The organism is Halocatena marina (assembly GCF_023276375.1).
GTDB classification, from domain to species: domain Archaea; phylum Halobacteriota; class Halobacteria; order Halobacteriales; family Haloarculaceae; genus Halocatena; species Halocatena marina.
This window is the reverse complement of sequence record NZ_JALLPK010000001.1, coordinates 949,698-974,579: the sequence shown is the minus strand read 5'-3', so window position 1 is coordinate 974,579 and position 24,882 is coordinate 949,698. Positions and strand designations below refer to the sequence as shown.

General features: G+C 54.7%; 21 protein-coding genes. 14 read left to right on the top strand and 7 right to left on the bottom strand.

Annotated features, from left to right (window positions below):
• Positions 1–321 precede the first annotated feature (321 nt).
• Entirely contained in the window at positions 322–1,173 is an 852-nt protein-coding gene (locus MW898_RS04635) for a DUF726 domain-containing protein (protein ID WP_248904996.1), read from the top strand.
• 34 nt (positions 1,174–1,207) lie between these two features.
• Here MW898_RS04635 and MW898_RS04630 read toward each other — a convergent pair whose 3' ends face one another.
• A complete protein-coding gene (locus tag MW898_RS04630) occupies positions 1,208–1,486 on the bottom strand; it encodes a hypothetical protein (protein ID WP_248904993.1) in 279 nt (92 codons plus the stop codon).
• A 201-nt stretch (positions 1,487–1,687) separates the two neighbouring features.
• On the opposite strand from MW898_RS04630, the gene MW898_RS04625 reads away from it, so the two are divergent.
• The 6 genes from MW898_RS04625 to MW898_RS04600 all read left to right on the top strand — a co-directional run bounded on the left by MW898_RS04625 (position 1,688) and on the right by MW898_RS04600 (position 8,314).
• The gene (locus MW898_RS04625) at positions 1,688–2,080 is read left to right on the top strand and encodes a VOC family protein (protein WP_248904991.1); all 393 of its coding nucleotides are present in this window, start codon (positions 1,688–1,690) and stop codon (positions 2,078–2,080) included.
• A gap of 123 nt (positions 2,081–2,203) precedes the next feature.
• On the top strand, positions 2,204–3,601 hold the full coding sequence (locus MW898_RS04620) for a cryptochrome/photolyase family protein (RefSeq protein WP_248904989.1): 1,398 nt from the start codon (positions 2,204–2,206) through the stop codon (positions 3,599–3,601).
• A 142-nt stretch (positions 3,602–3,743) separates the two neighbouring features.
• Positions 3,744–5,261, top strand: a complete 1,518-nt coding sequence (gene crtID / locus MW898_RS04615) for a bifunctional phytoene desaturase/3,4-desaturase (RefSeq protein ID WP_248904987.1) — start codon at positions 3,744–3,746, stop codon at positions 5,259–5,261.
• Positions 5,261–6,154, top strand: a complete 894-nt coding sequence (locus MW898_RS04610) for a prenyltransferase (RefSeq protein ID WP_248904985.1) — start codon at positions 5,261–5,263, stop codon at positions 6,152–6,154. The genes crtID and MW898_RS04610 overlap by 1 nt, the downstream gene beginning before the upstream one ends.
• The gene (cruF, locus tag MW898_RS04605) at positions 6,147–6,983 is read left to right on the top strand and encodes a bisanhydrobacterioruberin hydratase (RefSeq protein WP_248904983.1); all 837 of its coding nucleotides are present in this window, start codon (positions 6,147–6,149) and stop codon (positions 6,981–6,983) included. The genes MW898_RS04610 and cruF overlap by 8 nt, the downstream gene beginning before the upstream one ends.
• A 389-nt stretch (positions 6,984–7,372) precedes the next feature.
• Positions 7,373–8,314 (top strand): phytoene/squalene synthase family protein, encoded by a 942-nt coding sequence (locus MW898_RS04600; RefSeq protein WP_248904981.1) that lies wholly within the window; start codon positions 7,373–7,375, stop codon positions 8,312–8,314.
• A 553-nt stretch (positions 8,315–8,867) separates the two neighbouring features.
• On the opposite strand, the gene MW898_RS04595 is transcribed toward MW898_RS04600, so the two are convergent.
• Both MW898_RS04595 and MW898_RS04590 read right to left on the bottom strand, forming a co-directional pair.
• Positions 8,868–9,434, bottom strand: a complete 567-nt coding sequence (locus MW898_RS04595) for an NAD(P)/FAD-dependent oxidoreductase (protein WP_248904978.1) — start codon at positions 9,432–9,434, stop codon at positions 8,868–8,870.
• A 536-nt stretch (positions 9,435–9,970) separates the two neighbouring features.
• Positions 9,971–11,485 (bottom strand): sulfatase family protein, encoded by a 1,515-nt coding sequence (locus MW898_RS04590; RefSeq protein WP_248904975.1) that lies wholly within the window; start codon positions 11,483–11,485, stop codon positions 9,971–9,973.
• Positions 11,486–11,654: 169 nt separating this feature from the next.
• On the opposite strand from MW898_RS04590, the gene MW898_RS04585 reads away from it, so the two are divergent.
• The gene (locus MW898_RS04585; RefSeq protein WP_248904973.1) at positions 11,655–12,008 is read left to right on the top strand and encodes a hypothetical protein; all 354 of its coding nucleotides are present in this window, start codon (positions 11,655–11,657) and stop codon (positions 12,006–12,008) included.
• A gap of 765 nt (positions 12,009–12,773) precedes the next feature.
• On the opposite strand, the gene MW898_RS04580 is transcribed toward MW898_RS04585, so the two are convergent.
• Positions 12,774–13,718: a formate/nitrite transporter family protein gene (locus MW898_RS04580; protein WP_248904971.1), complete on the bottom strand. Its 945-nt coding sequence runs from the start codon at positions 13,716–13,718 to the stop codon at positions 12,774–12,776.
• 989 nt (positions 13,719–14,707) lie between these two features.
• On the opposite strand from MW898_RS04580, the gene MW898_RS04575 reads away from it, so the two are divergent.
• The 5 genes from MW898_RS04575 (at position 14,708) to MW898_RS25465 (ending at position 17,247) form a co-directional block, all read left to right on the top strand.
• On the top strand, positions 14,708–14,920 hold the full coding sequence (locus tag MW898_RS04575) for a DUF1328 domain-containing protein (RefSeq protein WP_248904969.1): 213 nt from the start codon (positions 14,708–14,710) through the stop codon (positions 14,918–14,920).
• A 1,165-nt stretch (positions 14,921–16,085) separates the two neighbouring features.
• Positions 16,086–16,433, top strand: a complete 348-nt coding sequence (locus MW898_RS04570; protein WP_248904967.1) for a helix-turn-helix domain-containing protein — start codon at positions 16,086–16,088, stop codon at positions 16,431–16,433.
• A 1-nt stretch (position 16,434) separates the two neighbouring features.
• Positions 16,435–16,800: a DUF7521 family protein gene (locus MW898_RS04565; RefSeq protein ID WP_248904965.1), complete on the top strand. Its 366-nt coding sequence runs from the start codon at positions 16,435–16,437 to the stop codon at positions 16,798–16,800.
• A complete protein-coding gene (locus tag MW898_RS04560) occupies positions 16,797–17,102 on the top strand; it encodes a DUF7521 family protein (RefSeq protein ID WP_248904962.1) in 306 nt (101 codons plus the stop codon). The genes MW898_RS04565 and MW898_RS04560 overlap by 4 nt, the downstream gene beginning before the upstream one ends.
• 19 nt (positions 17,103–17,121) lie before the next feature.
• Positions 17,122–17,247 (top strand): hypothetical protein, encoded by a 126-nt coding sequence (locus MW898_RS25465; RefSeq protein WP_264383100.1) that lies wholly within the window; start codon positions 17,122–17,124, stop codon positions 17,245–17,247.
• A gap of 317 nt (positions 17,248–17,564) precedes the next feature.
• On the opposite strand, the gene MW898_RS04555 is transcribed toward MW898_RS25465, so the two are convergent.
• The 3 genes from MW898_RS04555 to MW898_RS04545 all read right to left on the bottom strand — a co-directional run bounded on the left by MW898_RS04555 (position 17,565) and on the right by MW898_RS04545 (position 22,744).
• A complete protein-coding gene (locus tag MW898_RS04555) occupies positions 17,565–19,712 on the bottom strand; it encodes a hypothetical protein (protein ID WP_248904960.1) in 2,148 nt (715 codons plus the stop codon).
• Positions 19,713–19,740: 28 nt separating this feature from the next.
• On the bottom strand, positions 19,741–20,454 hold the full coding sequence (locus MW898_RS04550) for a DUF7504 family protein (RefSeq protein ID WP_248904958.1): 714 nt from the start codon (positions 20,452–20,454) through the stop codon (positions 19,741–19,743).
• Between the two features lie 103 nt (positions 20,455–20,557).
• The gene (locus MW898_RS04545; protein ID WP_248904956.1) at positions 20,558–22,744 is read right to left on the bottom strand and encodes an alpha-amylase family glycosyl hydrolase; all 2,187 of its coding nucleotides are present in this window, start codon (positions 22,742–22,744) and stop codon (positions 20,558–20,560) included.
• A 105-nt stretch (positions 22,745–22,849) separates the two neighbouring features.
• Between MW898_RS04545 and MW898_RS04540 the strand changes: the two genes are divergently transcribed.
• On the top strand, positions 22,850–24,880 hold the full coding sequence (locus MW898_RS04540; RefSeq protein WP_248904954.1) for a DUF7997 domain-containing protein: 2,031 nt from the start codon (positions 22,850–22,852) through the stop codon (positions 24,878–24,880).
• The last annotated feature ends 2 nt before the right edge of the window (positions 24,881–24,882 follow it).

Genomic DNA, 24,882 nt, shown 5'->3' with positions numbered 1-24,882 from the left:
ATCGGTCAACGATTACGACAGACACGACCGCACTACCATCGTTGTGGGACGAGTACGATCTGTATTCGCCCGTTTTCTAATTAGTAGATTGTCTACTTCATCGAAGGGATGGATCTCATAATAACTGGAGTATATGCAATTATTTCTGACTAGACACGCAAGTTTCAGCAGTACACCAATTCCGCCATACACTCTTGCCCATGAACAGTTGTTATGGTTGTATTCCTCGTAGAGCAGTCAATATTCATGAATATTGACTATATATAATATGTCTAGTATATACTGCTAGTAATTTTTTACATTAGAGAGTGTACAGTGTGTATGTTATTCGGAAACACGAAACATGAAAGGGCAGCAAATGAATCGGTTGAACACGAAAAAAGCACGAGCCGTCGTCAGGTTCTGAAGGCGACGACATCGGTTGCAGTTGGAATTTTCTCGGGAGGCGTGACGATCGGAACAGCGAAGGCTGGTGGTTGCACTAGCTTTCTCGATGCTCCAGACGATTTCCCGTACATCTGGTATACAAGCGTTAGTGGTTCGTTTCCGTCTGGGGATCCGACCGAGATCCTCATCTTTGTCCACGGCTGGCAGGAAAAGCTCAGCGGAGGTGGTCGAGATCAGGCGTATACGTGCAAGCGTGCCGTGCGCGACAGTGGGTATCCTCATCCCGTCGTCGGTTTCGGCTACGACTCGAACAATCCGTGGTGGTGGTCAGCGAAAGACGATGCCGAGGAAGCTGGTCACAGCTTTGCCGATTGGCTGACGGGCTACGTCGACAGCCATAGGACGTACGTTCGATTGGTCGCTCACTCGCTTGGCGCGCGGGTGTCGCTGACAGCGTTGAACGATTTGGCGAGTCGAGGACGGTCAGTCGGGACGCTCGATCTGCTTGGTGGCGCAGTCGATGCAGACGAAATAGGCGATCAATGGTCGACCGGCATCCAGAACGGTGCAGATCATGTAAACAACTGGCATTCAGACAATGACAGTGTTCTCGACAGCTTCTATTGGGCTGGTGAAGCAGAAGAAGCGGTTGGTGAAGAAGGTGCCCAGGGACCCCATCCACCGAGCACCTACAGCGATCACGACGTTACGGATACGATCGATGCCCACTGTGAGTACATACTGCCGGAACGGGGTTGTCTGCCACAGGTCGTTGATACCTTTTGAGGTACGTGTCTTTCAAAGATGTCGCTACTTCGAACTAACGGACATAGATCGTTACGTAAATGTCCGTCCCAGGAATCCAAACCGTACGCCACACCGGCTGGCGGACATCGCGCGTGCAGACTCGGATCACCACATACGTTCCGACGCCGAACACGAACAGTATCGCTGCAAGTAATGGATCGTTGAGGGCCCACATGAGAGCGAGCACGAAGAGCATCAATCCATATCCCGCTGCAACGCCACGCCATGTCGTCCGCCCGTCGAAATACGGCCGCTCGCTGGCGCGGTCGTGTAACGTTAATCGAGATCTCATACAAGTCAAGATATACACTCCACCGAAATAAGTATAATCTGAATTATATTTCTGTAAAGAGATATACTGAAACTGAGTTCAGTAGCAAAATGAGAATGGGGGTCGGACGAGTCAGAGCACTTCCTAGAGGATTTTCGCACCGGAATATCGTTCGAACCATTCGATTAAGAAAGTACAGCTCGTACCGAAACGTGGAGAACTATGAACGTTCAGGCAATCGACCACGTGAATCTTCGGATCCCCGAAGACCGAATAGACGATGCGATCGAGTTCTACAGTGTCATTCTCGGGTTCGAAATGGAGAACCGAGTGCTGTTCGAGAGTGGTGAGAAATCGTTCTTTTCGTTCAGATTGACCGATACGAGCGTGGTGCACGTTCGACCAGTAGATAACTTCAAACAACCCAATGGCCACAGCTACGACCACGTCGCGCTTCTCGTCAGCGAGTCGGTCAAAGACGTGAAGCGACAGCTCATCAATGCCGGCGTCGAGATCGAGAGAGAACTCGAACCGCTCGGTGCAACGGGCGTCGCCCCAGCAGTCTACGTGAAAGATCCCTTTGGATATCTCATCGAAATAAAGGAAACCAACTAATTGCATTGGACGATTAGCTAGTACCATCGTCAGTTGGTGTGACGATGGTGAGAAACCGGCGCTGATAGAGGGGACGTATCGTCGCTGAAAACGCAAAATCCCGCGGCACGCAACTCAGAAAATATGTGGCTCCACTGGCATCGACGTGACCTACGAGTGAGGGACAACAAAGGACTCGCGGCTCGGGCAGACGAAACAATACAGCCGATCTTCGTCTTCGACCCAGACGTACTGAGACATGGCTCGCCCGCGCGCGTGGCATTTCTCCTTGATGCGTTGGACGCCCTTCGTGATTGGTACCGCGACTGTGGAAGTGACCTCGTTATCGCAAAAGGCCGTCCGTGGGAGGTACTTCCGGAACTTGTCGAGAAATACGATGCAGAGGGAATCACGTGGAATCACGACTACTCGGGGCTCGCCCATCGACGAGACGAGGATGTCGTCGAGTCGCTCAAGGACAGTGAGATCGCGTACGAACGGTTTCATGACGCTGTACACCACGAACCGGGAGCGATACGAACGAACGACGGCAAACCGTATTCGGTGTTTTCGTACTTCTGGAAGAAGTGGACAGAACGTGAGAAAGAGGCCCCCTTTTCGACACCCACCGCGGAGGTGTTCGCCGATGCGGAGGGAGAAACGCTGCCCAGTCTCGACGATCTCGGATTCGACGAGCCGGAAGCCCAGTTACCAGCAGCAGGGATGGAGCCAGCACGCGATCGGCTCGATACGTTCTGCAACGACAGCATCTATCGATACGACGAGATACGCGAGTACCCAGCCAGCAAGGGAACGTCGCGGCTGTCACAGGATCTGAAGTACGGTACTCTCGGTGTTCGTGAGGCGTACGCACAAACTGAGGAGGCACTCGATGCGGCCGACACCGACGCCAAACGCGAATCCGTCGAGTCGTACCAGCGACAGTTGGCGTGGCGCGAATTTTACACGCAGGTCTTGTACTTCAACCCGAACCTCGTCACAGAGAACTACAAGGACTACAGGAATGAGATACAGTGGCGTTCGGACGCTGACGAACTCAATGCGTGGAAAGACGGTGAAACGGGCTATCCGATCGTCGATGCAGGCATGCGGCAACTCAGAACGGAGGCGTTCATGCACAATCGCACGAGAATGATCGTCGGTTCATTTCTCACAAAGGACCTCATGCACGATTGGCGAGAGGGGTACGACTGGTTTCGAGAGCGACTCGTCGACCACGAAACAGCAAACGATAACGGGAACTGGCAGTGGATCGGATCGACAGGGACAGACGCACAACCGTACTTCAGAGTATTCAATCCGATGACACAGGGTGAATCGTACGATCCTGATGCCGAATATATCAAAGCGTACGTCCCGGAACTCCGCGGTGTTGACTCTCGCAATATCCATCGCTGGCACGAACTTGATGACGATGAGCGCGAATCGATTGCTCCCGATTATCCTGCCCCGATCGTTGACCATAGCGACCGTCGAGAACAAGCAGTAGCGATGTTCGAATCAGCGCGCGGCAAGGACTGAGACAACTGGAGAAACGGCATATCGAAGCCAAGTGCGGCTGAGAACCTGTCGGCCCGCTACTGCACTGGCTCCGATCGGCGTTCCTACTCGGAGTAGCGAGTATCGCACACCTTTTTTAGCCACCCCGAGCGTGCCATTCGATATGGCACTCGAACGGACGAGGGCGACAGAGCCGATACTCGCCGACACATCCGTTGTTGTCGTCGGTGGCGGATTCGGCGGTCTCTCTGCTGCGTGTTATCTCGCGCAGGCTGGCGCAGATGTCGAACTCGTCGAGAAAAACGAGCAGTTGGGCGGTCGTGCGTCGCTGTTAGAAACCGATGGATTTCGGTTCGATATGGGACCATCGTGGTATCTCATGCCTGATGTTTTCGAACGGTTTTTCGACCAGTTCGACCGGGACGTTACTGAGTACTACACCCTTGACCAACTCGATCCACATTACAGGATCTTCTTCAAAGACGGCGATCAGGTCGATATCACACCGGACCGAGAGCAGGTGATCGAAACGTTCGAATCCTACGAACAGGGAGCAGGAGACGCTCTTCGGGAGTATCTCGAAACGAGTGAACAACACTACTCGGTTGCGATGGAGAACTTCGTCTATGAGGATCGCCCACGCTTGCGTGATTGGGTCGACCGTGACGTGATGAGTGCTGCGCCGATCGGATTTCAGTTGCTCGGAACGATGGACGACTACGTCGCTGGCTACTTCGACCATCCGAAGCTCCAACAGATCATGCAGTATACGCTCGTCTTTCTCGGTGGTGCCCCCAAGAACACGCCCGCACTCTACAACATGATGTCTCACGTCGATTTCAACATGGGCGTTTGGTATCCAGAGGGCGGTATTGCCGGTGTCGTCGATGCCATCTCAGATCTCGCTTCAGAGCTCGGTGTCACGACAACGCTTGCCACCGAAATCAGTGAAATAACCCGTCAGCGCGACAGTTTTCGGCTCGAAGCCGTTGACGGGGAACGCTTTCATCCGGACATCGTTGTCAGCGATGCCGACTACGCCCACACTGAACAGGATCTTCTGTCATCCCCAGAACGTCAGTACGACGCTGAGTACTGGGATGAACGAACCTACGCACCGTCTGCCTTTCTCATGTACCTCGGTGTCGAGGGTGATGTCGAACCACTTGCACACCATACGCTCGTCCTGCCGACCGACTGGGACTATCACTTCGAGCAGATATTCGACGACCCCGCGTGGCCCGACGATCCCGCGTACTATCTCTGTGTCCCATCGAAGACCGACGACACAGTCGCTCCCGATGGACACAGCGCGCTGTTCGTGCTCGTTCCCGTCGCGGCTGGACTACGGGATACGGCCGATATTCGAGAAGAATACCGTGATTTCGTGCTCAGAGATATCGCAACGAACACAGGTGTCGATCTGCACGACCGCATCGTCTGCGAAGAGATATTTTCCATCGAAGACTTCGCCTCAGCGTACAACAGCTGGAACGGGACAGCCCTCGGGCTAGCGCACACACTCCGCCAGACGGCGCTCTTTCGACCACCTCATCGCTCGGATGCGGTCGACGGGCTGTACTTTGCAGGCGGATACACGACACCGGGAATCGGAATGCCGATGTGTCTTATCAGCGGAGAACACGCTGCAAACGCAGTTATTGAGGACTCAATAGACTAATGCGCGTTTCCAAGTTGCTCAGTGGTATCGGTTCGTCGCTTCTTTCGGAATCGACGCGTCTGGGGTATCTCCTCCGACTTTCCCGACCCCGCTTTTGGTTCTACCTCGCCGGGCCGGTCATTGTCGGTGTCGTGTACGCCGTTGACGCTGTGAGCGGGCTGTTCCAACCGATCGCACTCGCACTCTTTTTCTACTTCCTTGTGCCGGCCAACGTGTTTCTCTACGGCGTCAACGACATTTTCGACACCAACGTTGATGTGCACAATGAAAAAAAGACGGAGCATGAGGTTCGCTACGAGGGCAGTCAGTTCGTCGTCGCTGTCGTGTTTGCATGCGGTCTCCTCGGCTCTGTATTCGTGCCGTTCCTGCCGAGAGAGGCTCTTGTGTCGTTGGTCGGATTCTTCGCTCTCGCTGTTGAATATAGTGCGCCACCGTTCCGATTCAAAACGACGCCTGGACTCGATTCGATATCCAACGGACTGTACATCCTCCCGGGGATTACCGCGTACGCAGCCATCGAAGGGGCGTATCCACCGATTGCGGCGATCATTGGCGGCTGGTTCTGGACGATGGGGATGCACACGTTCTCGGCGATTCCAGATATCGAACCCGATCGTCAAGCAGGTATTAAGACGACCGCGACCGTGCTCGGCGAGCGATGGACATACATCTACTGTGCAGCCTGCTGGCTGGCAGCACTCGCGGCGTTCGCCGTTGTGCACCCGTTTTTCGGAGCGATCCTCCTCGTGTATCCGCTGCTCGTGTTTGCCATTGTCCGTTCAGCGATAGACGTGAATGAGGCGTACTGGTGGTACCCAGCGATCAACACACTTGCAGGGATGGTGTTCACGCTCGGTGGACTGTGGTTGCTCCTTGGAGGAAATCATGGCTGACATAACGTTTGACCGTCAACGCGCCGAGCAAGCCTTCGACGAGTTTGTTCGTGAGAACCGCGTTCTCTTTGCTATTGTCTTTCCTCTCGTCGGAGCGATCCTCCTCCTCGCAAGTACGGAATCGATGCTACCGCCTGTGTTGTCGTTCAATCCGCTTCTCGTGCTCGTCGGCGTTGTAGCGATGCGGTTACCGCTTATCGCGGGGCTTGTGACACTCGTCAATAGAAAAGCTGCGAGTGCGCTGGTGATCCTCACTGCTTACGCGTACAGTATCGAGTATATCGGCGTGAGCACTGGCGTACCCTACGGCTCGTTCTCGTATAGCGTCGGTCTCGGACCACTGTTGTTCGAGAAGATTCCACTCGGGCTGCCGATCTTTTTCCTCCCGCTCGTCGTGAATAGTTATTTGCTGTGTCTGCTGTTGTTCGGTGAACGCGCAGAACGTGGGCTGTTCCGACGTTCGGTCGCCATCATTACAGTCGTCTTGATGGATCTCGTCCTTGATCCGGGCGCTGTTGGCCTCGGTTTCTGGACGTATGGCGGCGGTCAGTACTACGGTGTCCCACTTTCGAACTACTTCGGCTGGCTCGTCTCAGCGACGATTGCAGTGACGATTTTCGACTGGGGTTTCGAGCTGGCGGACATCAGAAAACGACTGCAACAGTGTGAGTTCATGCTCGATACCCTCGTTAGCTTCGTCATTCTTTGGGGGATCGTCAACATCTACTTCGGGAATCTCGTTCCCGTTGTACTCGCGGGGCTACTCGGACTCGGTCTGATGAAAGCGGACCGCGTCGACTACACGATTCGAGACGTTAGCCCTCTCTAGCTCACGGAGTGATCGCACGGAGAGCAGACGTCGTTCGTTACACAGTGGAGTTCGCTACAGCCACGCGTTCTGTTGTTCAATTACCATTCAATATCCGATTACATTGCAATTGATACAATAGATGCTAAATCGATAAATCGACGCCACAAACATTGAGAACACGAATAAATAGCAATTTCTTTGTAAACGTTGGTGTCATATCCCACATTTCTGATAACTTTTATCACGCTGTCGACCCTTGCTATAGTAGACAGCCAGTCGCATCGAACGGACTGAGAATGAATCGAGAGACGATCCGATATTCGGACCAGTTGCGGTACAGTGGCGCCAGCGTAGATGCGAACCCACAGACAGAGTCACGCGGTGCACCGAACAGGAGGCCCATCGATATGGTAGACACCACACAACTCAGGCAAAGTAAGACAATTCAGCAGCGAACAGGAGCCACGTTTCACGTCGCAACGCGTCTATTTCCACAGCGCGTTCGCCACGCGACATACGTATTGTACGCGTTTTTTCGGATCGCTGATGAAATTGTCGACGATCCGGATGGAGATCCACCAGCACGACAACGGGCACAACTGGAACGGCTTCGCACAGCGGCACTCGGCGAACGCGAGAGCGACAGGTCAGTCGTAGCGGCATTCTCCGAGCTACGGGAGGAGTACGACATTGCCAGCGAGGATGTAAACGCGTTTATCGATGCGATGGCGACTGATATCACGAAACAGCGATACGAGACATACGCAGACCTCAACGCGTATATGGACGGATCGGCTGCTGCAGTCGGTCGGATGATGACCGCAGTGATGGATCCGGACGACTTCGAGCAGGCGATACCGCATGCAACGGCGCTTGGAGAAGCGTTCCAACTCACGAACTTTCTGCGTGACGTCCGGGAGGATGTCCGTCAGTACGATCGCATTTACCTCCCTCAGGCGACGCTTGAGACACATGGCGTCTCGAACGAGCAGATCGAGTCACTTCGAATGGACGAACGATTCGCAGCCGTCATGCAGACGGAACTCAGCCGGGCCGAGTCGCTCTATGAAGATGGAACGTCGGGAATCAAATATCTCCCACACGATTGTCAATTTGCCGTGCTACTCGCGGCAGTACTCTATGCTGACTACCATCGGCTGATTCGTGCATACGACTACGACGTGCTCTCTCGGACACCACAACTCAGTCGGCGGCGGACCGCGTCGCTGTGTGCGAGAACAGGGTGGCATTGGCTACGGACCAGCGATCCGAAATCGGTTTTCGATGCTGTATCGACACCGCATCCATCGAACCGTTACTCGGTCGGTCGACAGCTACCGAGCAGATAATGACACTCTCCGAAGTGTCGGGTCCTGTTGCTCAATCGGTGCGAAGCGACGGTCAGTACGTCACCGAACTTGGCCCTGATATGCAGCCCTTACCTAATTGAGGTCATTGCTGTCTGGGTGATGTAGTGGTGCTCGATCGTGATGGCTTCAAGGACCTCATCGACAGCAGTTCTGACCATGTTGGAAGTGTCCAGCAATCGCTGTCTACGAGGGGTGTTGGTGTTTGATTTGTTCGGCAGTTATGCCCGGAACCGGAGTGCCACAGTGTCTACACTTCCATGTCGGGTAGATGTCGGCCTGCTCCTTCGTGAGATCCTGCTTAAACTGAAGGGTTGCACCACAGGTACAGCTGTAGGTCACAGGAGACATACGCAAGGATACCCATCACAGCCGGATAAATCACGCGTCATGGGACGTGATGGTTCGCTGTCGTGGTGGCGCTAGCCGTGAAAATGAGACCGACATCATACAGATCACACTGGAGGGCCGACTCGGCGTTCCACGAACCAGAGAGAGCGGCTAGCAATCGCTGTTCTGGTTCGACCGGAGGAGGTTACTCGGCGTCAGCGGGCACATCGAAGTCGTGGAAGTGGTCTCCTTTCTCTTTCGTGAGAATGTTGAGTGCGGCGGCCGCTCCGTCGCCTGCCGAAATAATCGCTTCCCACTCTTCAGCGCGTACCATTGCCCCTGTTGCATAGGCGTCCGCAACTGTGGTTTCCATCGTGACAGACACGTCAACGATCCCATCGTCTGTAAAATCACAGCCGAGGTTCTCAGCAAGATCACGTCGTGCACCAGTCGAAAGCACGACGTAGTCAGCCAGATAGCTGTTTCCGTCGCTTACAACAGTGAAACCATTTTCACCGTTCTCGACACGCGTCACCAGTTCATTTTGCAACCGATCGACGCCGAACTCGTCGACCTGCGTGCGAGCCGTTTCCATGAATGCAGAGCCATCAACGCTCTCGATGCCGAGATAGTTGAACAGATGTGCCTTGTGCAGCCATGTCTCATCTGTGTCGAACACGACGGTATTGAGGCCATTTTTCGCGGTGAACAACGCCGCACTCAGTCCTGCTGGGCCGCCGCCGACGATGGCGACATCAGTTGTATCTGACATTGGTTACGATGGGACGGCAAGCAGTATCATTTCAATGGTGAATATGTTTACGACTATAATACCACGCTATCGAATCGTCTGATCCGCTTCTCGAGAAACGCTGTGAGTCACCCGCCGATCGCATCACTAATTCTATCGATGTACTCGCTTAGCTAGATGAGAATGTGTACTGGGCACAAATTGATCATTGTGACTCTACTCAATTTAGCAAAATAATGACTTTTTGAACCAGTCGTCCAGTGTGACTTCGATTGTCCACGATCGATCCGCACCCGAATGTAACTTCCCATACATACATTACATTCATGCGCTTGCCACAGACTATCTATCACCGATATCACCCAGCACGGTAGTTCTTTGTCACCTCCGAGAGGAAGATGATTCACATCAGTGAGCGAATATATCGTTGCAGTTATCTTCGATCACTGCACGCGGTGTGGCTGTAGTGGAGAAACTAGACGCAAAGATCACAACAGAGAGACACAATCTCGGGGGAGCTGGCACCGCCACCGGAGCCGTGTGAAAAAGAAATCTAGTCAGATGAGGTGTTCGTCCTGATCAACAAGGCCATCGCGTTGCTCGATCGTTTCGGCGTGTTCGGTGCGACCAGTCTCACGCAGACGCGTAGTATACGCCTCAATGTTTCCACGGAGATACGTCGGGCCGCCTTCTCTTATCTCCTCAAACAGCGGATCGACGAGACCGCGGGGCGCATCGGGATTACCACCGTTGCGCCCGACGGACGCTTCTAGTTGGCGTCGGCTGTGCCACTGCTGGAGCAGTGCCATCCCGTCTGCGACCACACCGGGACGCTCATCGACCAGATTCTCGGTCTCGTGCGGATCGTCCGCGAGATTGTAGAGTTCGACTGCCTCAAAGTCCTTCCATCCATCGTGGTACGTCCGGAGAAGGAGCCAGTCATCCCAGCGGACGCCACGCTGACAGGCCCACGCGCCTTGTCCGGTGACGAGGAACGCACGGCCGGTGTCGGCTCCGTCTGTGATGGAGCGTGCGAACGATTGTCCGTCCCACGCAGGAGGTGCGTCGACACCAGCCAGGTCGGCGAGCGTCGGTGCGAAATCCAGGTGGTAATGGAGACTGCTGTCGACGCCAGATTCGACACCCGGTCCACAGACGAGCAGTGGGATCCGACAGGTCGCCTCATCTGCTGCCTGATGATCGCCGTAGACGTTTAGCTCACCCTGACTTTCACCGTGATCCGCTGAAACGACGATTAACGTCTCCTCGAAAACGCCGTTTTCGTCCAGAAGGTCAAAGAGCTTCCCGATATACTCGTCCATATACCGAATTCCCGTGTCGTATGCGTCGATCCACCGCCCAAAGTCCGCACGGGAAGCGATCTCGTCGGGAGTCCGTTCGAGATCGTCTGGCCCGTTTCCGGTCAGATAGCCGTGGTGTAGATCGTGAGCACTGTGTGGCCCGTAGCTCTCGTACTGCTCGGCAATGCGCTCCTCAGTGGGCCACTCCGGAGTGGGATCGTCTTCGAACGGGGTGCCATACTCCAACGGCGTGTCGTATGGAGTGTGTGGATCCCAGAAGTTGACATGGAGATACCAGTCTTCTTCAGTCGCATGCGACTGCAGCCATTCCGCCGCGTGCGGATAGACTTCGTCCGCTCGTTCTCGACCGCTTCGACCAGTGTCGTGCCACTCCTCGAAACCGTCGAGGATGTGCCAAGCGCCGTGACGAGTCGGAAACGGACTCACGAGCGCTGTGCGATAGCCCGCCTGTGAAAGTGTCATCGGGAACGTCCGGTATGTGCCGTCTGTCGACGTCCCACGCTTTTGGCCACGGTGCCGGATGTCGGCGTTGATACCTGAGTGGTTGACAACGCCCGTGTGAATCCCAAATCGGCCTGTGAAGAATGCGGTCCGCGATGGAAGACACGGTGCATCTGAGACGTAGTAGTTTCGAAAGAGGCGTCCTTCACTGGCAACACGGTCGATAGACGGCGACGTTTCGCGGTCATACCCGTAACAGCCGAGATGATCAGGTCGCAGCGAATCACAATCGAGATACAGTATGCGCATGGAAGAACACCAACACGACAGCACTTAACTGTTCACGACCGTCCGATTTAGAGAGAATACCTCTGGTTTCGACAGGGCCGCTGGCAAAAGGACGCGATGGTGAAACGGATCGTGGGACGGTATTGAAACGACCGCTGCAATTAAGAGCGTCGCACGGTTGCTTTTCGGCATGAAACGGTATGAGACGCGGATCGAAGATGGGATACTCTCAGTAGAGAGCGCAAACGGCTGGGAGGTAATCGGTGAACTCTCCGATATCCACGAGTTGGTCGGTGGAGAGACGTATACGATCGAATACGACGATCACGCACAAGTTGTCAGTTGGCTTGACACCGAAGAAGATGGAACGTTCACGTTCGATGTGCGAGACACACTCGATGAGATGTCCTACAACGACGAATTCATCTCTCAGATCGTGGATATAGATCCCGACGCAACAGATGAAGACGGCTACTCTCTCCGAACGTCGGTGTTTGTCGATTTGATGACCGAGATCTGGGATTCGAAAGGGAATCTGGAATAGCGCAGCGTAGCATAGCATAGCACAAACGAATAGCTATCTTGGAAGAGGAGGAGGCTGCGCTGTCTCGTTGCTAATCGGGGTGAATCCGAAGTTGACTGCCGTCGATTCTGTCGAACAAATCGATTCTTGTTGTTTGGATTGTGATGAATCACGATCGCTATGAAATTATCATCCAGTCGTTGAAACAGTACTCATCAACTTAGTTGATTTAGAGACAATGCACCGGCCTTCGTGTTCTTCGATCGAATTGATCGTCCCGCACTAGAATCAGCACTTTCGGCATAAATTGTTAAAAATAAATACCCACATACTACCGATCGACTAGGAATTAGTTCGGTTACTGTCGATAGTGAACGGTCCTGCATATCGATCGAGCGCGGAGCACGGTTCGAACAATCACGGACCAACACACTGGAGTTATGCGGCTTGCGTATTCCAGTAGCATCCACTGGGACGAGACTTAGAATGTGTGTCAGTCAATCCGCGTTGTCCACTCTATCCGCTATGAAGTAATGTACCACGCTGTCTCGAACGCTGGGTTCTCCCTCATCCGTCACTTATCGTGATGTACAACGCTGGTCGAGAGTGCCGGCTAGGACTGTCACAGCCATCAGACAGGGCATCCAGTCTACTGTCTAAATAGAGTGCAAATATTTTTACTGTGATCCGGATTCCAAATCGAGTTTCCAAAGAGCCAGTACGAAACGAGCGATGACAACGCGGAGTCGAGATTCGTCTCAAACAGACACAGCTCTGTCGATTGTCTCATTCCTCAGAATTCTCGTTCGTCTCGTTCGATTCCTTGGCAGCACGTTGTCGCCCTGCGTGGTGACCAAAAATCCACTCAGAGAGGTTGAGCTCTGGTCCGCGTGTCTCATACTCCGGGAACCGGCGTTCGCTCGTTTGTGCGTAATTCACGAGGGCTACGAGAAAGACACCGCCAATCGTGTTACCGAGTAAGACCGGCAGCCAGAAGTCAACGAAGATAGGTATCAAACCAGTGTTGCTGACTAAAACGAGATAGAGCGCATCACACGCAGTCACGACGACGTGATACAGATCAACGGCTGAGATCGTGTAAAACGCGATGTAGATGAGCACGAGACGTGTGATAGTATCACGCGCAGCGTGGTCGAGCCACACAACCCCCGCGACAATCCACCCAGCGAAAATCGCTTTGAAGAACACATCCCACCATCCGAGTTGTATCCCTTTCGTCGCAAATTCGGCACCTGCGTGTGCAGCTTCTGGTGATAACACGCTGGTGTAAGCGAGCACGATTACCCCAACAGTTGCGCCAAGAACGTTGCCGAGCAGTACGATAGTCCATACCTCCAATAAAAGAGGAATGCTGGCCAATCGCGTCAGCACGAGTGTGACTGGTGGAAGCGTATTCTCGGTGTAGAGTTGGTACCGACCGAGAATAATGTAGATGAAGCCGATCGGGTAGAGGATGGCATTGAGTGCAGGTGTATGAAACGCCGCAGTGAACACTGCGTGGGCTAAGAAAGTAAGCGTGATCGCAAAGCCAGCAGCCAAACCACTAAAAAAGAGTTCCCGACCACCAGACTCCATCTCGGAGTCTGCACTTGCGACGATTCGTTGAAAAATCTCGTCTGCCGAGAATCGATCACGAACCGCTTCTCCGGCAGCGGGTGCGCCGCTGCGAGCGCGATCGATCGCTTCTCGAATGTTGTCGTCTGAACTCATCGCAGCACCACTGTTTGATACGATGCACAACAGCGTGGCGAGTGACTATCTGGACGGCTACTTGCCTGCTCCGTCGCCTGAACCATCATCACCGGTGAGTCAGTCATGACTGAGGAGAGATATTGTTTCGAGTAGTGGATGTAGGTCGTGCATTAGTATCGGCTCTTTCTCAGCACCGATTGGTAAGACCGCTGCTTTCAAAGTATCTCTGATCACGATTCCGAATATTAATTACATCTGAAATTTCTGTTGTTCTGTACCGGCAGCTAATTACCGAAGCGTCGTCGACTATTCGCGCTCAACGGGGTTCGGTGTCAGCATCGCACGACAGTTCGCGGGGAAGTCACCACGTTCCAGCATTTCAGTGTATCACTACGCTGCCCTTTCGGAGAAGCTACGGGGATAGTGTCTCGAATGTCCACCCATTCAGGAGCGTTGGACTGGATTACGAAATGCGCTACACGGATCGTCACTCAATTTGATCCAGTAAACTCGATCTGTTTGGTTCGTCGAGATGCGAGGACAGGAGTGTGATTCTCCAGCGAGTGATCAACGGCTCCGATAGAGATGTTGTATCGTACCTTTTCGGGGGAGCATGGCGCGATGAGAACGCTGACCGTTAGACAGTATTGATCAAATCCGAGCGTCGAACGCCGCGTTGATTGCTCTTCTGACCGAGATCCTACTCGTACCTAATCAAGAGGCCGTTTGTATAAATAAACGGCTTGCTGTTACAAGCATACGTTTGTAATGGACCGCAACCGTTGGCACGATACATCGTCCGAGTGGCTTATGGTGTGAGACTGTCGGATATCGACAGTTGCGGGACAATGATCGTGGGACGATTGTAATGTCTGTATATCGAATGGATCCACAAAAGTAATATACTGGAAGACAGTAATTAGATATATGGTTAGTTTACAGAGTCTTGTTAGTGTTGTAGACAATATTTGCCAACAGAAGCCAGTAACGTCGTGGGGAATCGGACAATGACGATCCCGCTGTTCTCTGCTGCCTCCGTCTTCGGTCCTGCGCTCCAAATGGGGGGTGGATCGTTCGCCTCCCTCGCAGTCGTCTTCATCATTCTTGCAATTATAGCGTACGTCGTCGGTGCGCGCGGTATCGCAGGGCTCACAATGAGGATTGCATACATACTCATCCTCATTTTCATTGTGCTAGCGATCGTTTCGCTCATTCTCTAACCCCTCGGTTTCGCTGATCTCGACGAGCCATCGTAGTGAATGCCTGAACAACCGTGCAGAGTGCTTTTTTGAATGAACGTGCTGCAGTAGCCGACATCACTTCAATACGATCGCCAGTGGCTGGAGAACCACTCAAGCGTATCGTGTTAGTCAAAATTGATTACACAGTCAAATTAGCAATAAGCAGGACACCCAAAGCCAATATTCATTATTTTATACTTGTATGGCCGAACGATATTGAACGATCACAACTGGTCTATGAAGTTAGTCGCACTATTCGGCACTACGCAAGCAACACATGTCGACTCGCTCATTCATCAACGATGAATCGCTTGGTCACAAGATAGAATCAAACAGAAGTAACAATGATAGTTTCAGAGTACACTCAGAAGAATAGAAAAGCACACAGAGTGATTCGACTGTTTACGTGAGCCAGTCGTAATCCGATCTCAGGCTGAGCAGTCAGAACAGTCTGATGTGCATTTCAACAATCGACGCTATGTCGTGTTTTACAACCACAATAGCGACAATAGGCCGAATAGCTGGTCGGTGTCATCTTGTTTGTACAGCGCTCAGAGATGCACCATTGCGTTAGATAGTAGCACATGCGTTCGTCTCCGGACGTGACTGAACAAGAAAACAAGTACTATCTTCTCGACTATCACTCCACCTTGTTGAATGATGCCAGCGATAGTCGAGAAAAGATAATGTAATAATATTTATCTTTTTGTCACTGCTGATGTGTATCCTCAAAACGAGTAATTACTTTCATAGTACTATATGTTGATGCTCCTCGAAGATAGAGCGAGCGAGGGTCCCATCCCAAGCGCGGCACTCGACAGCTACCGGTACCGGAGCGACCGAACAATCACGCAGGGTGACCGAGCCAGTCCCATCGGAACCTGATCGTTGTCGGCTGGACCGACGCCTATTTTCGCAACCGTGAGTACAACCGGACTCTTCGATGTTGACGACGACTCCTTTCAGCAAAGTAGTTCAAGGACACGCGAATCGACCGTTACGCTAAGATTCGGAGGCGACATCCGACAACGATACCCTTCGTTTAAGTCGATAACCGGTGAATGGCGGTACAACGATTGCATGGACGCGCGTGCTGTAACTGAACTACCTTTGAAATGCAGACCCGGGTGGTTCCCGTTTCGAAATGGCTGAGGAGAGCGATGTCCGGGAGATCGCTGCGCTCCTCGAAGACGAGTACGCCCATGCGATTCTCCTTCACACGAGCGACCAAGTCATGTCGGCTTCCGAATTGAGCGATGCGTGTGACGCGTCAGTTTCGACCATCTACCGACGCATCGAGCGTCTGCAAGAGTACGATCTCCTCGCTGAGCAGTTGCAGCTCGATCGGGATGGACATCATTATAAAACGTACAGCGCACGTCTCGAACGGATCACGATCGAACTGGTCGATGGCGCGTTCGAACTCGAAGTCACACACCGGCCAAAAGACGCCGCCGATCGGTTCACCGACCTTTTCGAGGGGTTACGATAGCATGTATCCAGTTCTTCAAACCGCAATCGGTGGTTCGCCGTTCATCGTTGTTCTCGTACTTCTCGGGCTGTTCACGACCGCAGCGCTCTCGCTCGTGGTTGCGTATCTGGTGTTCCGTGGCTATCTCCGTAACCGGGACCCTGCTCGGCTCTCGCTTGCGATCGGACTGGTGTTACTCACGACCGGACCGATCGTGATCCAACTGGTGTTGACGAACCTGACTCCCGTTTCGATGGTCGGACGATCGGTCGCCGCGAACACGAGTAAACTGCTCGGGCTCGGGGCCATGCTCTATGCGATCTACGGGATTGCACGCTCTCCCCAGACAGGAAGAGACGACGATCGATCGGATCGGGTGAAAAAATGAGCGTACTGCAACTCTCGGAGTTCGGTTCGAACACGGAGCTGCTCATCTTCGCTGTCGCCGCGATCACCGCTGCTGCCGGGCTATTCGTCGCATACCAAGCTGTGCGTGGCTATCAGCGCAACGAGAGCCAGCCGATGCTGTATCTCGCTGTCGGTATTGTCCTCCTGACCGCTGTTCCGTTCATCGCACAGCACGCATTAGCGATACTAACAGCAGCGACCGACGCAGAAATTCTGCTGGTAGTTACCGCCGCACACTTAGGGGGAGTGGCTGCAATACTTTACGCGCTCACGAGAGCGTGAGATCTCATCTACACGGGATGTGCAGTCCGAAAACGATCATCCCGCAGAGCTCACTGGACTTCTCGTCGTTCGAACGATCCTTCTGAGCGCATTACTCAGTGGCGTGTTTGGCTGTTCCGGCGACGAAGCCTCAAAGCTGCGATGATCGCTCACGCTAGTTTCATATAGATATCGTGAGTATCGGTCTGGTAACGACGTTGCTATCGATACAGACCAGTCCCTCTCCTTCTAATCCGACACGTTTCTATTTAAAATGATTAAATAAATATTTTGTCAAATATCTCGTCGTTAGAAATGTGATGTTCGATACAATCACGACAACCACGGCAAAGCACCCAGAACTAACCTGCGATACTGATGGTCACACTATCGGTGGCCCGTAGTTGCTCAGTACGTATCCGTAATCATTCCGTAGACCATACGAGTTCGAATTGAACATTTTGACCTGACACTTTCTACAAATTACTCAAGAAATTCGTCAGGAATTTCATTGTTCCACAAGAGTGATCCATCGACCCGAACAGGGTGGCGTCCATGTTGAAGATCTTCGGTTACTGCTGAATGAGTGGTATTAATAGTGGTCATATGGCCACAATTGAGGTAGTACATATCCGTATTGCCAACGCTCGGAACGTAGAGCATCCCTATTTGGGACCGGATTGATGGATAGCCATAGAGGTCCACAATGACTTCATCGTCCGGTGCGTACGTAATTTCGGTGAGAATTGGTGTATCTTCAGGATTTTGGAAGATCGCCGTGCCGGGATCGCCGACGATTGTATACTGCCGTCCGATAAGAGAATCCTCGCTGATGAGATCAAGGGCACCGCCGAGGCTGAATCCTGTGTTGATCAGTCGTGCAACTGTGCGTCCGATACGGGTTGCGGATACGTTATCCACGTCCGTGAGCGTGCATAGGCCACCGATCGCACCAGCATCGACCAGACCTTTCCCCTGCACATAGGAGCGACAGCCATTGAGTACGAACATCCGAGTACTGACCGTTTCGAGCGTGTGGGTGTCCAGCCATCCATCAGTGCACTGGAGTCCTTTCCCGTCGACGTGACCCACGTAGTGAACGAGATCGTAATCATCGGTGAGCACACCTCGAAGTGCCTGTTTCGATAGTTCTTCGTGCATCGTCACTCCGAACGCGATCTGATCTTGCTGTTCGTACAGTTCAACGACATCCGATTCTGCCTGCATCGCCGTATCGTTACTGACGACGGCCACCTCGTACCCGTCAACTGGGGTCGCGTCGAACCGGCGCTGGAACGCGTCAAGCGTCGGCTTAGCGGCTCGAACCGGATAACCATCGGCGAGCCAGATCTGTGAGATACTATCCGACGCGGGCGGCCTGTAGATGTCAGCTGGGAGGTCGGACGTATCGTCAGACGATCTTGTTTGTCTCTCCCGCGAGATCGGCATCGCACGCGTAAAGTCGCCGTTGGCGACCCGAGCATCCCGGTTTCGACAGAACTCTTCAATCGCTGGTGTAACTGAGGCCGTTGGCCGTGGACTACTCGTTGGGAGACACCGCACCGTTCCGAGGCTCGCAACGACGAACGGGAGAAACGGGAGGTACTTTGGCACCGGTCGTACGTCGGCGGTGAGCGGCCAGCGTGGCACAACCTCCTCAACCACATCGAACGAGATCGAGAAGTAGCTCTGTAGCTGCTCGGCGAGCGGTTGCTCGTAGATTGCAGCAAAATCGATCTCGTCGTATCCGGCATCTTCGAGATGGGTTTCGAAAACCTCACGCTCGCCGAGGGAGAGCGGATAGAGACCCTCTGTCCGAGTAATGCAATCGAGCGTGAAGATGTGTTTGAGGATTTGAGCCACTCCGGACTCCATGCCCGCGCCCCGATCGAGAGAGTAGGTGGCATCGCCAGCAACGAGACGGGGCGTCTCGCCGGGTCGAACGACAGCGTTCAGATAGTACGCAAGCGGTGCGAGCGGATAGAGCGATTCGAGCGTCGGTGGTACCTCGATACGAACGCTTGCCGTCTCGTCAGTCCGTTCGAGACCCGATGGAGCTTGAAACCGTTCGCCGCGTTCGATCAGTGGGGGATGTCCTCGCAGCGTCGGATAGGACCGTTCACAGGTAGTGGTCTTGAGTGCTGATCCGAGACAGGAGAGCGCGCGCATCACGTCGCGGGGTTGGTCGGTCGTCGTCACCGTCCCGGATGGAGATTCGTGGAACGAGCGCACCCCAATCCGCACCGATTCGGCGGTCGAACAGTCGATCACACGACCTCGATCCTCGTCAGGAATGATCTCTATTTCACCCTGAACGGAGAGATACACCTTCAGTCCGAGCGAGCAGAGATCGACAGAGTAGCTCCCGTACGGAAGATCCGCAGTTTCGCGGTTCGTGATATCGGTGTTGAAGGTGTTCTCCCGATTTCGCACCATGATCGGATTGAGCTGATGCGTCCAGAAGACGGTTGGAGAGAGCTCGTAAGCCGTATCGACAGGGAAAAGAAATGAGTCAGTCGAACAGCGTGTCGGGTGACAGACGGAGCTGGTTGACAGCCGGGCGCTCACACCCTGAATATCATCAATCAGAGCAAGAGCAGGATGTTCTCCGGACTGTGATTCGACGCGCACAGCCGTGGTATGGGATGAAGTACACATGTTAGAGTGGGATCCAGTCAGTCGAGCGGTCCGTATCAAGCAGGTGCCAGCGATGTTCGGGGATGTGGGGTCGAGATTCTCGGAGTTCGAGGTGGATATCGATGACAGGAGCCAGTGCGTCGAGTGTTTCGGGATCAACCGAGCCAGGAAGATGAAAGTGCCCCATTCCGTTCGCGGCTAAAATGTCAGCACGCACTGCTTCGACGAACGCACGCGTTGCCGAACGACCATCGGAGACAACGATTGCATCGAGCGTTGCGACACCGACTCGAAGTTCGCCAGGCTCCGTTTGTTCGTTCCGAATAGCAGCTCCGATCGGATCACAGAGCGTTGCGCCGAGTCCAGTCATCGAAGGGTCATCCGACTGAGATGACGATGACTGCGACCGTGACTTACCCGCAACCCTCGTCGTGTCCTGTACGGTTTCGGTGTAGTCGAGCACAGTCACATCCGAGTGTGACTGTGTGATACCGTCCGGAAAGTACTGGGACGTTTCCGAGGGGGTCGCATCGATGAGGGTCAGTATGCGCCGTCGAGGTTCGTCGACAGCACCGAACAGCTGGCGGGATTGGGCAGCACGAACGTGGACGCTGCTCCGACCTGTTACGAGGATACAGCACCCTCGACGTTTGAGCCGCATGAGTTCGTTACCGAATGGGGACCGTTCCTGGGAGGTCTCTCGGCTCGGTGCATCCGGGCCACGTGTATCTCCCATGATATTCACAGGTTCCGCTGCTGAAATATTAATCCATCGGATAGGGAGTTCATCCTCGAATCAGACTGTTTCGATCGATAGAGAGTGTCTTATGCCGGATTACTCAACGAGTTCGAAAGACACCCACGTCGTCGATTCGAACGCCAGCATCACAGCTCACGTCCGTCCCGTCGAGTAGGTTCACGGGTTCGATGGTTCGATCGAGTGCCACCGTCACCGGGATGGCTCCGAAATTCAGGACGACGATGCGCGTCTCGTTCTGACTCGCACGCTTGTACGCAACGACTCGGTCGGAATCGCCGGTCTCAGTGTTGCATTCGACGGGTTCGACACCGGTTCCACGGAGAGCCGGCTGTTCGGAACGGAGTTCGATGAGCCGACGGTGGAACGCGGTCAGATCGGCGTCACCGTCGTACCATCGCATCGGTCCGCGTTGCTCCGGGACACCGCGTTCCTGCCCGGAGTATATCATCGGCACGCCGGGCAGCGTGAACGTCGCGGCCACGGCGGGTCGCAGGCTACCAGCCTCGCATGCGGTCGCATAGCGTTCCTCGTCGTGGTTTTCGATGTAGCGCATGTGATTCGCCTCGTCGGGATAGCCGTGACGCTGGGACGCACAGAGCGCATCGAACAGGGCAGTTGCTGGTTTCTCACCAGTACCAATATCACGTAGTGTGCTGTACAGATCGGTGTCGTAGTGGAGGTCGAACTCGTTTTCACGGAAGGCAGCGTCACGAGGAACAGTCTCGTCCAACAGTACGAAGTCGGGGTCACGCGCTTTCATGCGCTCGCGGACTTCCTTCCAGAAGCCGTGGGGGACGCCCCATGCCACATCACACCGAAAGCCATCGACGAGTGGTGCCCAGTGATCGATCACGTCGAGCATCCACTCGCGGACAGCAAGAGAATCGTAATTCACGTTCGGAATCCTCGTCCACGTGAAGTAGTGACCGGGAGCATCATCGCCAGCCCACTCGATCTCTGTCGTGTCCTGCGTGGTAGGAATGCGTTCGTAGTGATCGGCGTACGCCGGAACGTCCGCCCGGTGGAGGTGGAAGGCAGGATGATCCCGTGAAGTGTGGTTGATAACGAGATCGAAGATGACCTTGATGTCGGACTCGTGGAGCCGGTCGATCAACGACACGAACTCATCGTGGGTGCCGAGATCCGAAGCCGTCTCGAACAGGTCAGTGATGTGATAGCCATGTTTAGTTGGGCTCTCACAGACCGGGGTGAACCAAACGACATCAATGCCGAGCGATTCGAGATACGGAACGCGGCGTTCGATCGCTTCGAACGTCGTCTCGGCCGTGCCGGCGAACGTGCGAACGAAGATCTCGTAGATGGTGGCCGATTCCACCCACGCTGGTGGATCGGCCGGACGTTCGAACGAGAACTCACCTCCGCCTTTGGGACAGAGCGCGAGCGTATCCGCGATGCCGTGCTGTTCTGCGACGGGGACGGCGTGGATGCGCGTCAGTTCCGAGAGCGAATCGACCGACACACGAAGCGTATCGTCCTGAATGACGACATTCGAAGCCGTGAGGGAAGTACGGTCATCGAGATAAAACTCGACGCTTGGATCGCTCCCTTCCGGTGCAGCCTGTGCTGTCGCGGTAACGACGACATCACTTCCCTCGCGGTGTCCATCGAGACGAACGCGGGGTCGCCCAGCGCCCTCGACAGTGATCTTACTCGTGGCGTATGGGTCGAACTCGTCATCAAGTGCAAAAATAGCCTCGTGTGTCCCCGGTGGGAGCATCGTGTCGAGAACCCACTCGTCCCCGCGCCACTCCGCTCGGTGGGTTCCCATCGTGAAATCATTGAACTGACCGATAACAGCGACATGATCGACGGCAGCACGATCTATATCGACATCCTCAGCGGCCACGCTGAAGCGAGCCTCGCGGCGTGGATCCGGAAACGCGCGTATCGTCTGGGTGTGTGTCCCGTCGGGGGCAGCAAGTTCAACACGGTACACACCTGAAACGTCCGGCGTGAAATGGACAACCGCGCAGTCGCCAGACTGTGTCTGGCTGCTAACCGAGCTTTGCTCGGTGATGTCGCCGGCTGTGCCGGCTGCTTGAGGGGCCTTCGGCCTCTCTCTGTCGCCAGACTGTGTCTGGCTGCCTGAGGAACTCCGTTCCTCTCTGTCCTCGACTGTCACTGTGCTCCCGTCTGGCTTATCGACAACTCGCCACGCGTACGTCCCTGACACGTCAGGAGAGCGCGGTGCCAGTTCGATCGACTCACCGACGTGGAGAAATCGGGGGGGCCCCGGGTGATGCATACACGCACGGTTGCGAGTGTCACCTTTGACCGTTTCGCTTTTGAATGAGTGTGTGAAAAACAATTACACCAAATTTATTATCGCCTGAAGTCGAACGCCTTCTCAATGCAACTACGTGATGCGCTAGACGACTACAAGCGCCATCGAGATGACCGCACGCGATTTCCGGGTGAGCGGCGAACACGAACGGGTCGCTTTTCCGGCTACGATGGGCGTCTCATTCACGTTGACGAGGATGGATCGATCCGGGATTTCAGCTATCCAGTGTTTGGATTGACCGGAATCGCCCGATCTCGGTTCGGTGTTCGGCCTGTCGATTCCAGCGTTGAGGAACTGGAATCTCAGACAGCGTGGTTCGACACACAGAGCAATCGCCAACGGTATCACGAAGACACTGCGCTCGTTGTGACTGATCACGAAACGGAGTACGGCACAGTAACGCAGTACGATCTCACGCTCGAGAATATCCACGTCACCCATTTTGATACGAACGGAGCAGACGCCTCGCTTGCGCTGGTGGCTGTCATCGGATTCGCGCCAGATGGTCGGAACACGCGCATCGGACAACTGCACCACGACGATGCGATCGAGGTGTATCACGCCTCGGAAACCGACTACCTCGCGAGCGCAACCGGTTTCGAGAGGGTTCGTGGGTCTGCCTTCGGTGGCTTCGCGGAGCTTCTCGATGAGACGCCCACTGAATACCCGCGAGCAGAGCCGGAGAAATCGTATGATGAGGATCTGTTGAGCGGCGATAGTCTCTGTGTCATTCCAACGTCTGAGGGAAAAGCGACGGTGACGACGTTGCTGACAACACGGGCGACGAAATCACGAAAAGCGGCGCTCGATACCGTCCGGACGGCCACGGCGTACGACGGTGGTGCGCTCGAACACGCAGCAAAAAAGCAAACCGAGCGATCGGTCAGTTCCGACCTTCCTCACGCAGACGCGATCGCGACCGACCTCCGTGTTCTCTCACTGCTGACTGGCCGGTCGGGTCTGCGCATCGCCGGTCCAGAGTTCGACCCCTACTACGCACATTCGGGCGGGTATGGCTACTCGTGGTTCCGCGACGATGCCGAGATATCGCGGTTTCTCTTCGATGCAGACCGACAGTTCGATCTCGGACTCGGTGATTGGCACACCCGCAGTGGCGCTGCCTACGCAGAGACACAACTCGACGATGGTTCGTGGCCCCACCGCGTCTGGTCGTTCGACACCACGTTGGCTCCCGGATGGGCCAACAGTCGGATAGAAGGTATCGGCAACGAGTATCAAGCCGATCAAACGGCGAGCGTTACGGCGTTCATCGGCCAGTGTACCGATCGGGGTGACGTATTAGAGCGCGCACTCGACGGACTCGACGATGCGCTTGCAGACGACGGCCGACCGGTCACGTGCCAGAACGCGTGGGAGGACATGTCCGGACGCTTTGGGCACACCGCTGCTGTCTTTCTGGAGGCGTACGCGGCGTCGGCCGCGAGCAACACCGCCGATCTCACTGAGCGCGCAACAGAGCGTGCGGACACGGTGTATGAAGCGATAGACGATCTCTGGGTCGACGAGCGCGGTATCTACGCGCTGCGTGAGTATGGTGACGGACACGAAAAGCGGGGCACACTCGATGAACGCTGTGATTCGGCCACGCTTGCCCTCGCAAACGCCCACCGAGCGTACGCCCGAATCGGAGATATAGACGCAGATCGACTCGACCGACTCGTTTCGCACGTCGAACAAGTTATCGACGAACTGTGGCACGATGGAAGCGCTGTCTCCGGGCTTGTCCGGTACGAGGGAGATCGGTGGCGACAGCGCGAGCAGCCACACGAAAAAATATGGACCGTGTCGACAGCGTGGGGCGCCCACGCCGCTGCGTCACTCGCCGCAGTGCTCACAGACCATGGAGACGAGCGCGCAGATCGTCTAGCAGAAACGGCACGGGAGCTTCTCGCGCTCATTCTCCCAAGCGGACCACTCTCACTCGACACCGGGTACCTCCCTGAGCAGGTCTTCGACGACGGCACACCCGACAGCGCGACGCCGCTCGGGTGGCCACACGCGCTGCGAACAGCAACAATCGCCCTGATGGACGAGTACGATCTGCTCGAAGAACAGCCAGTGACGGCAGACGGGTAAGC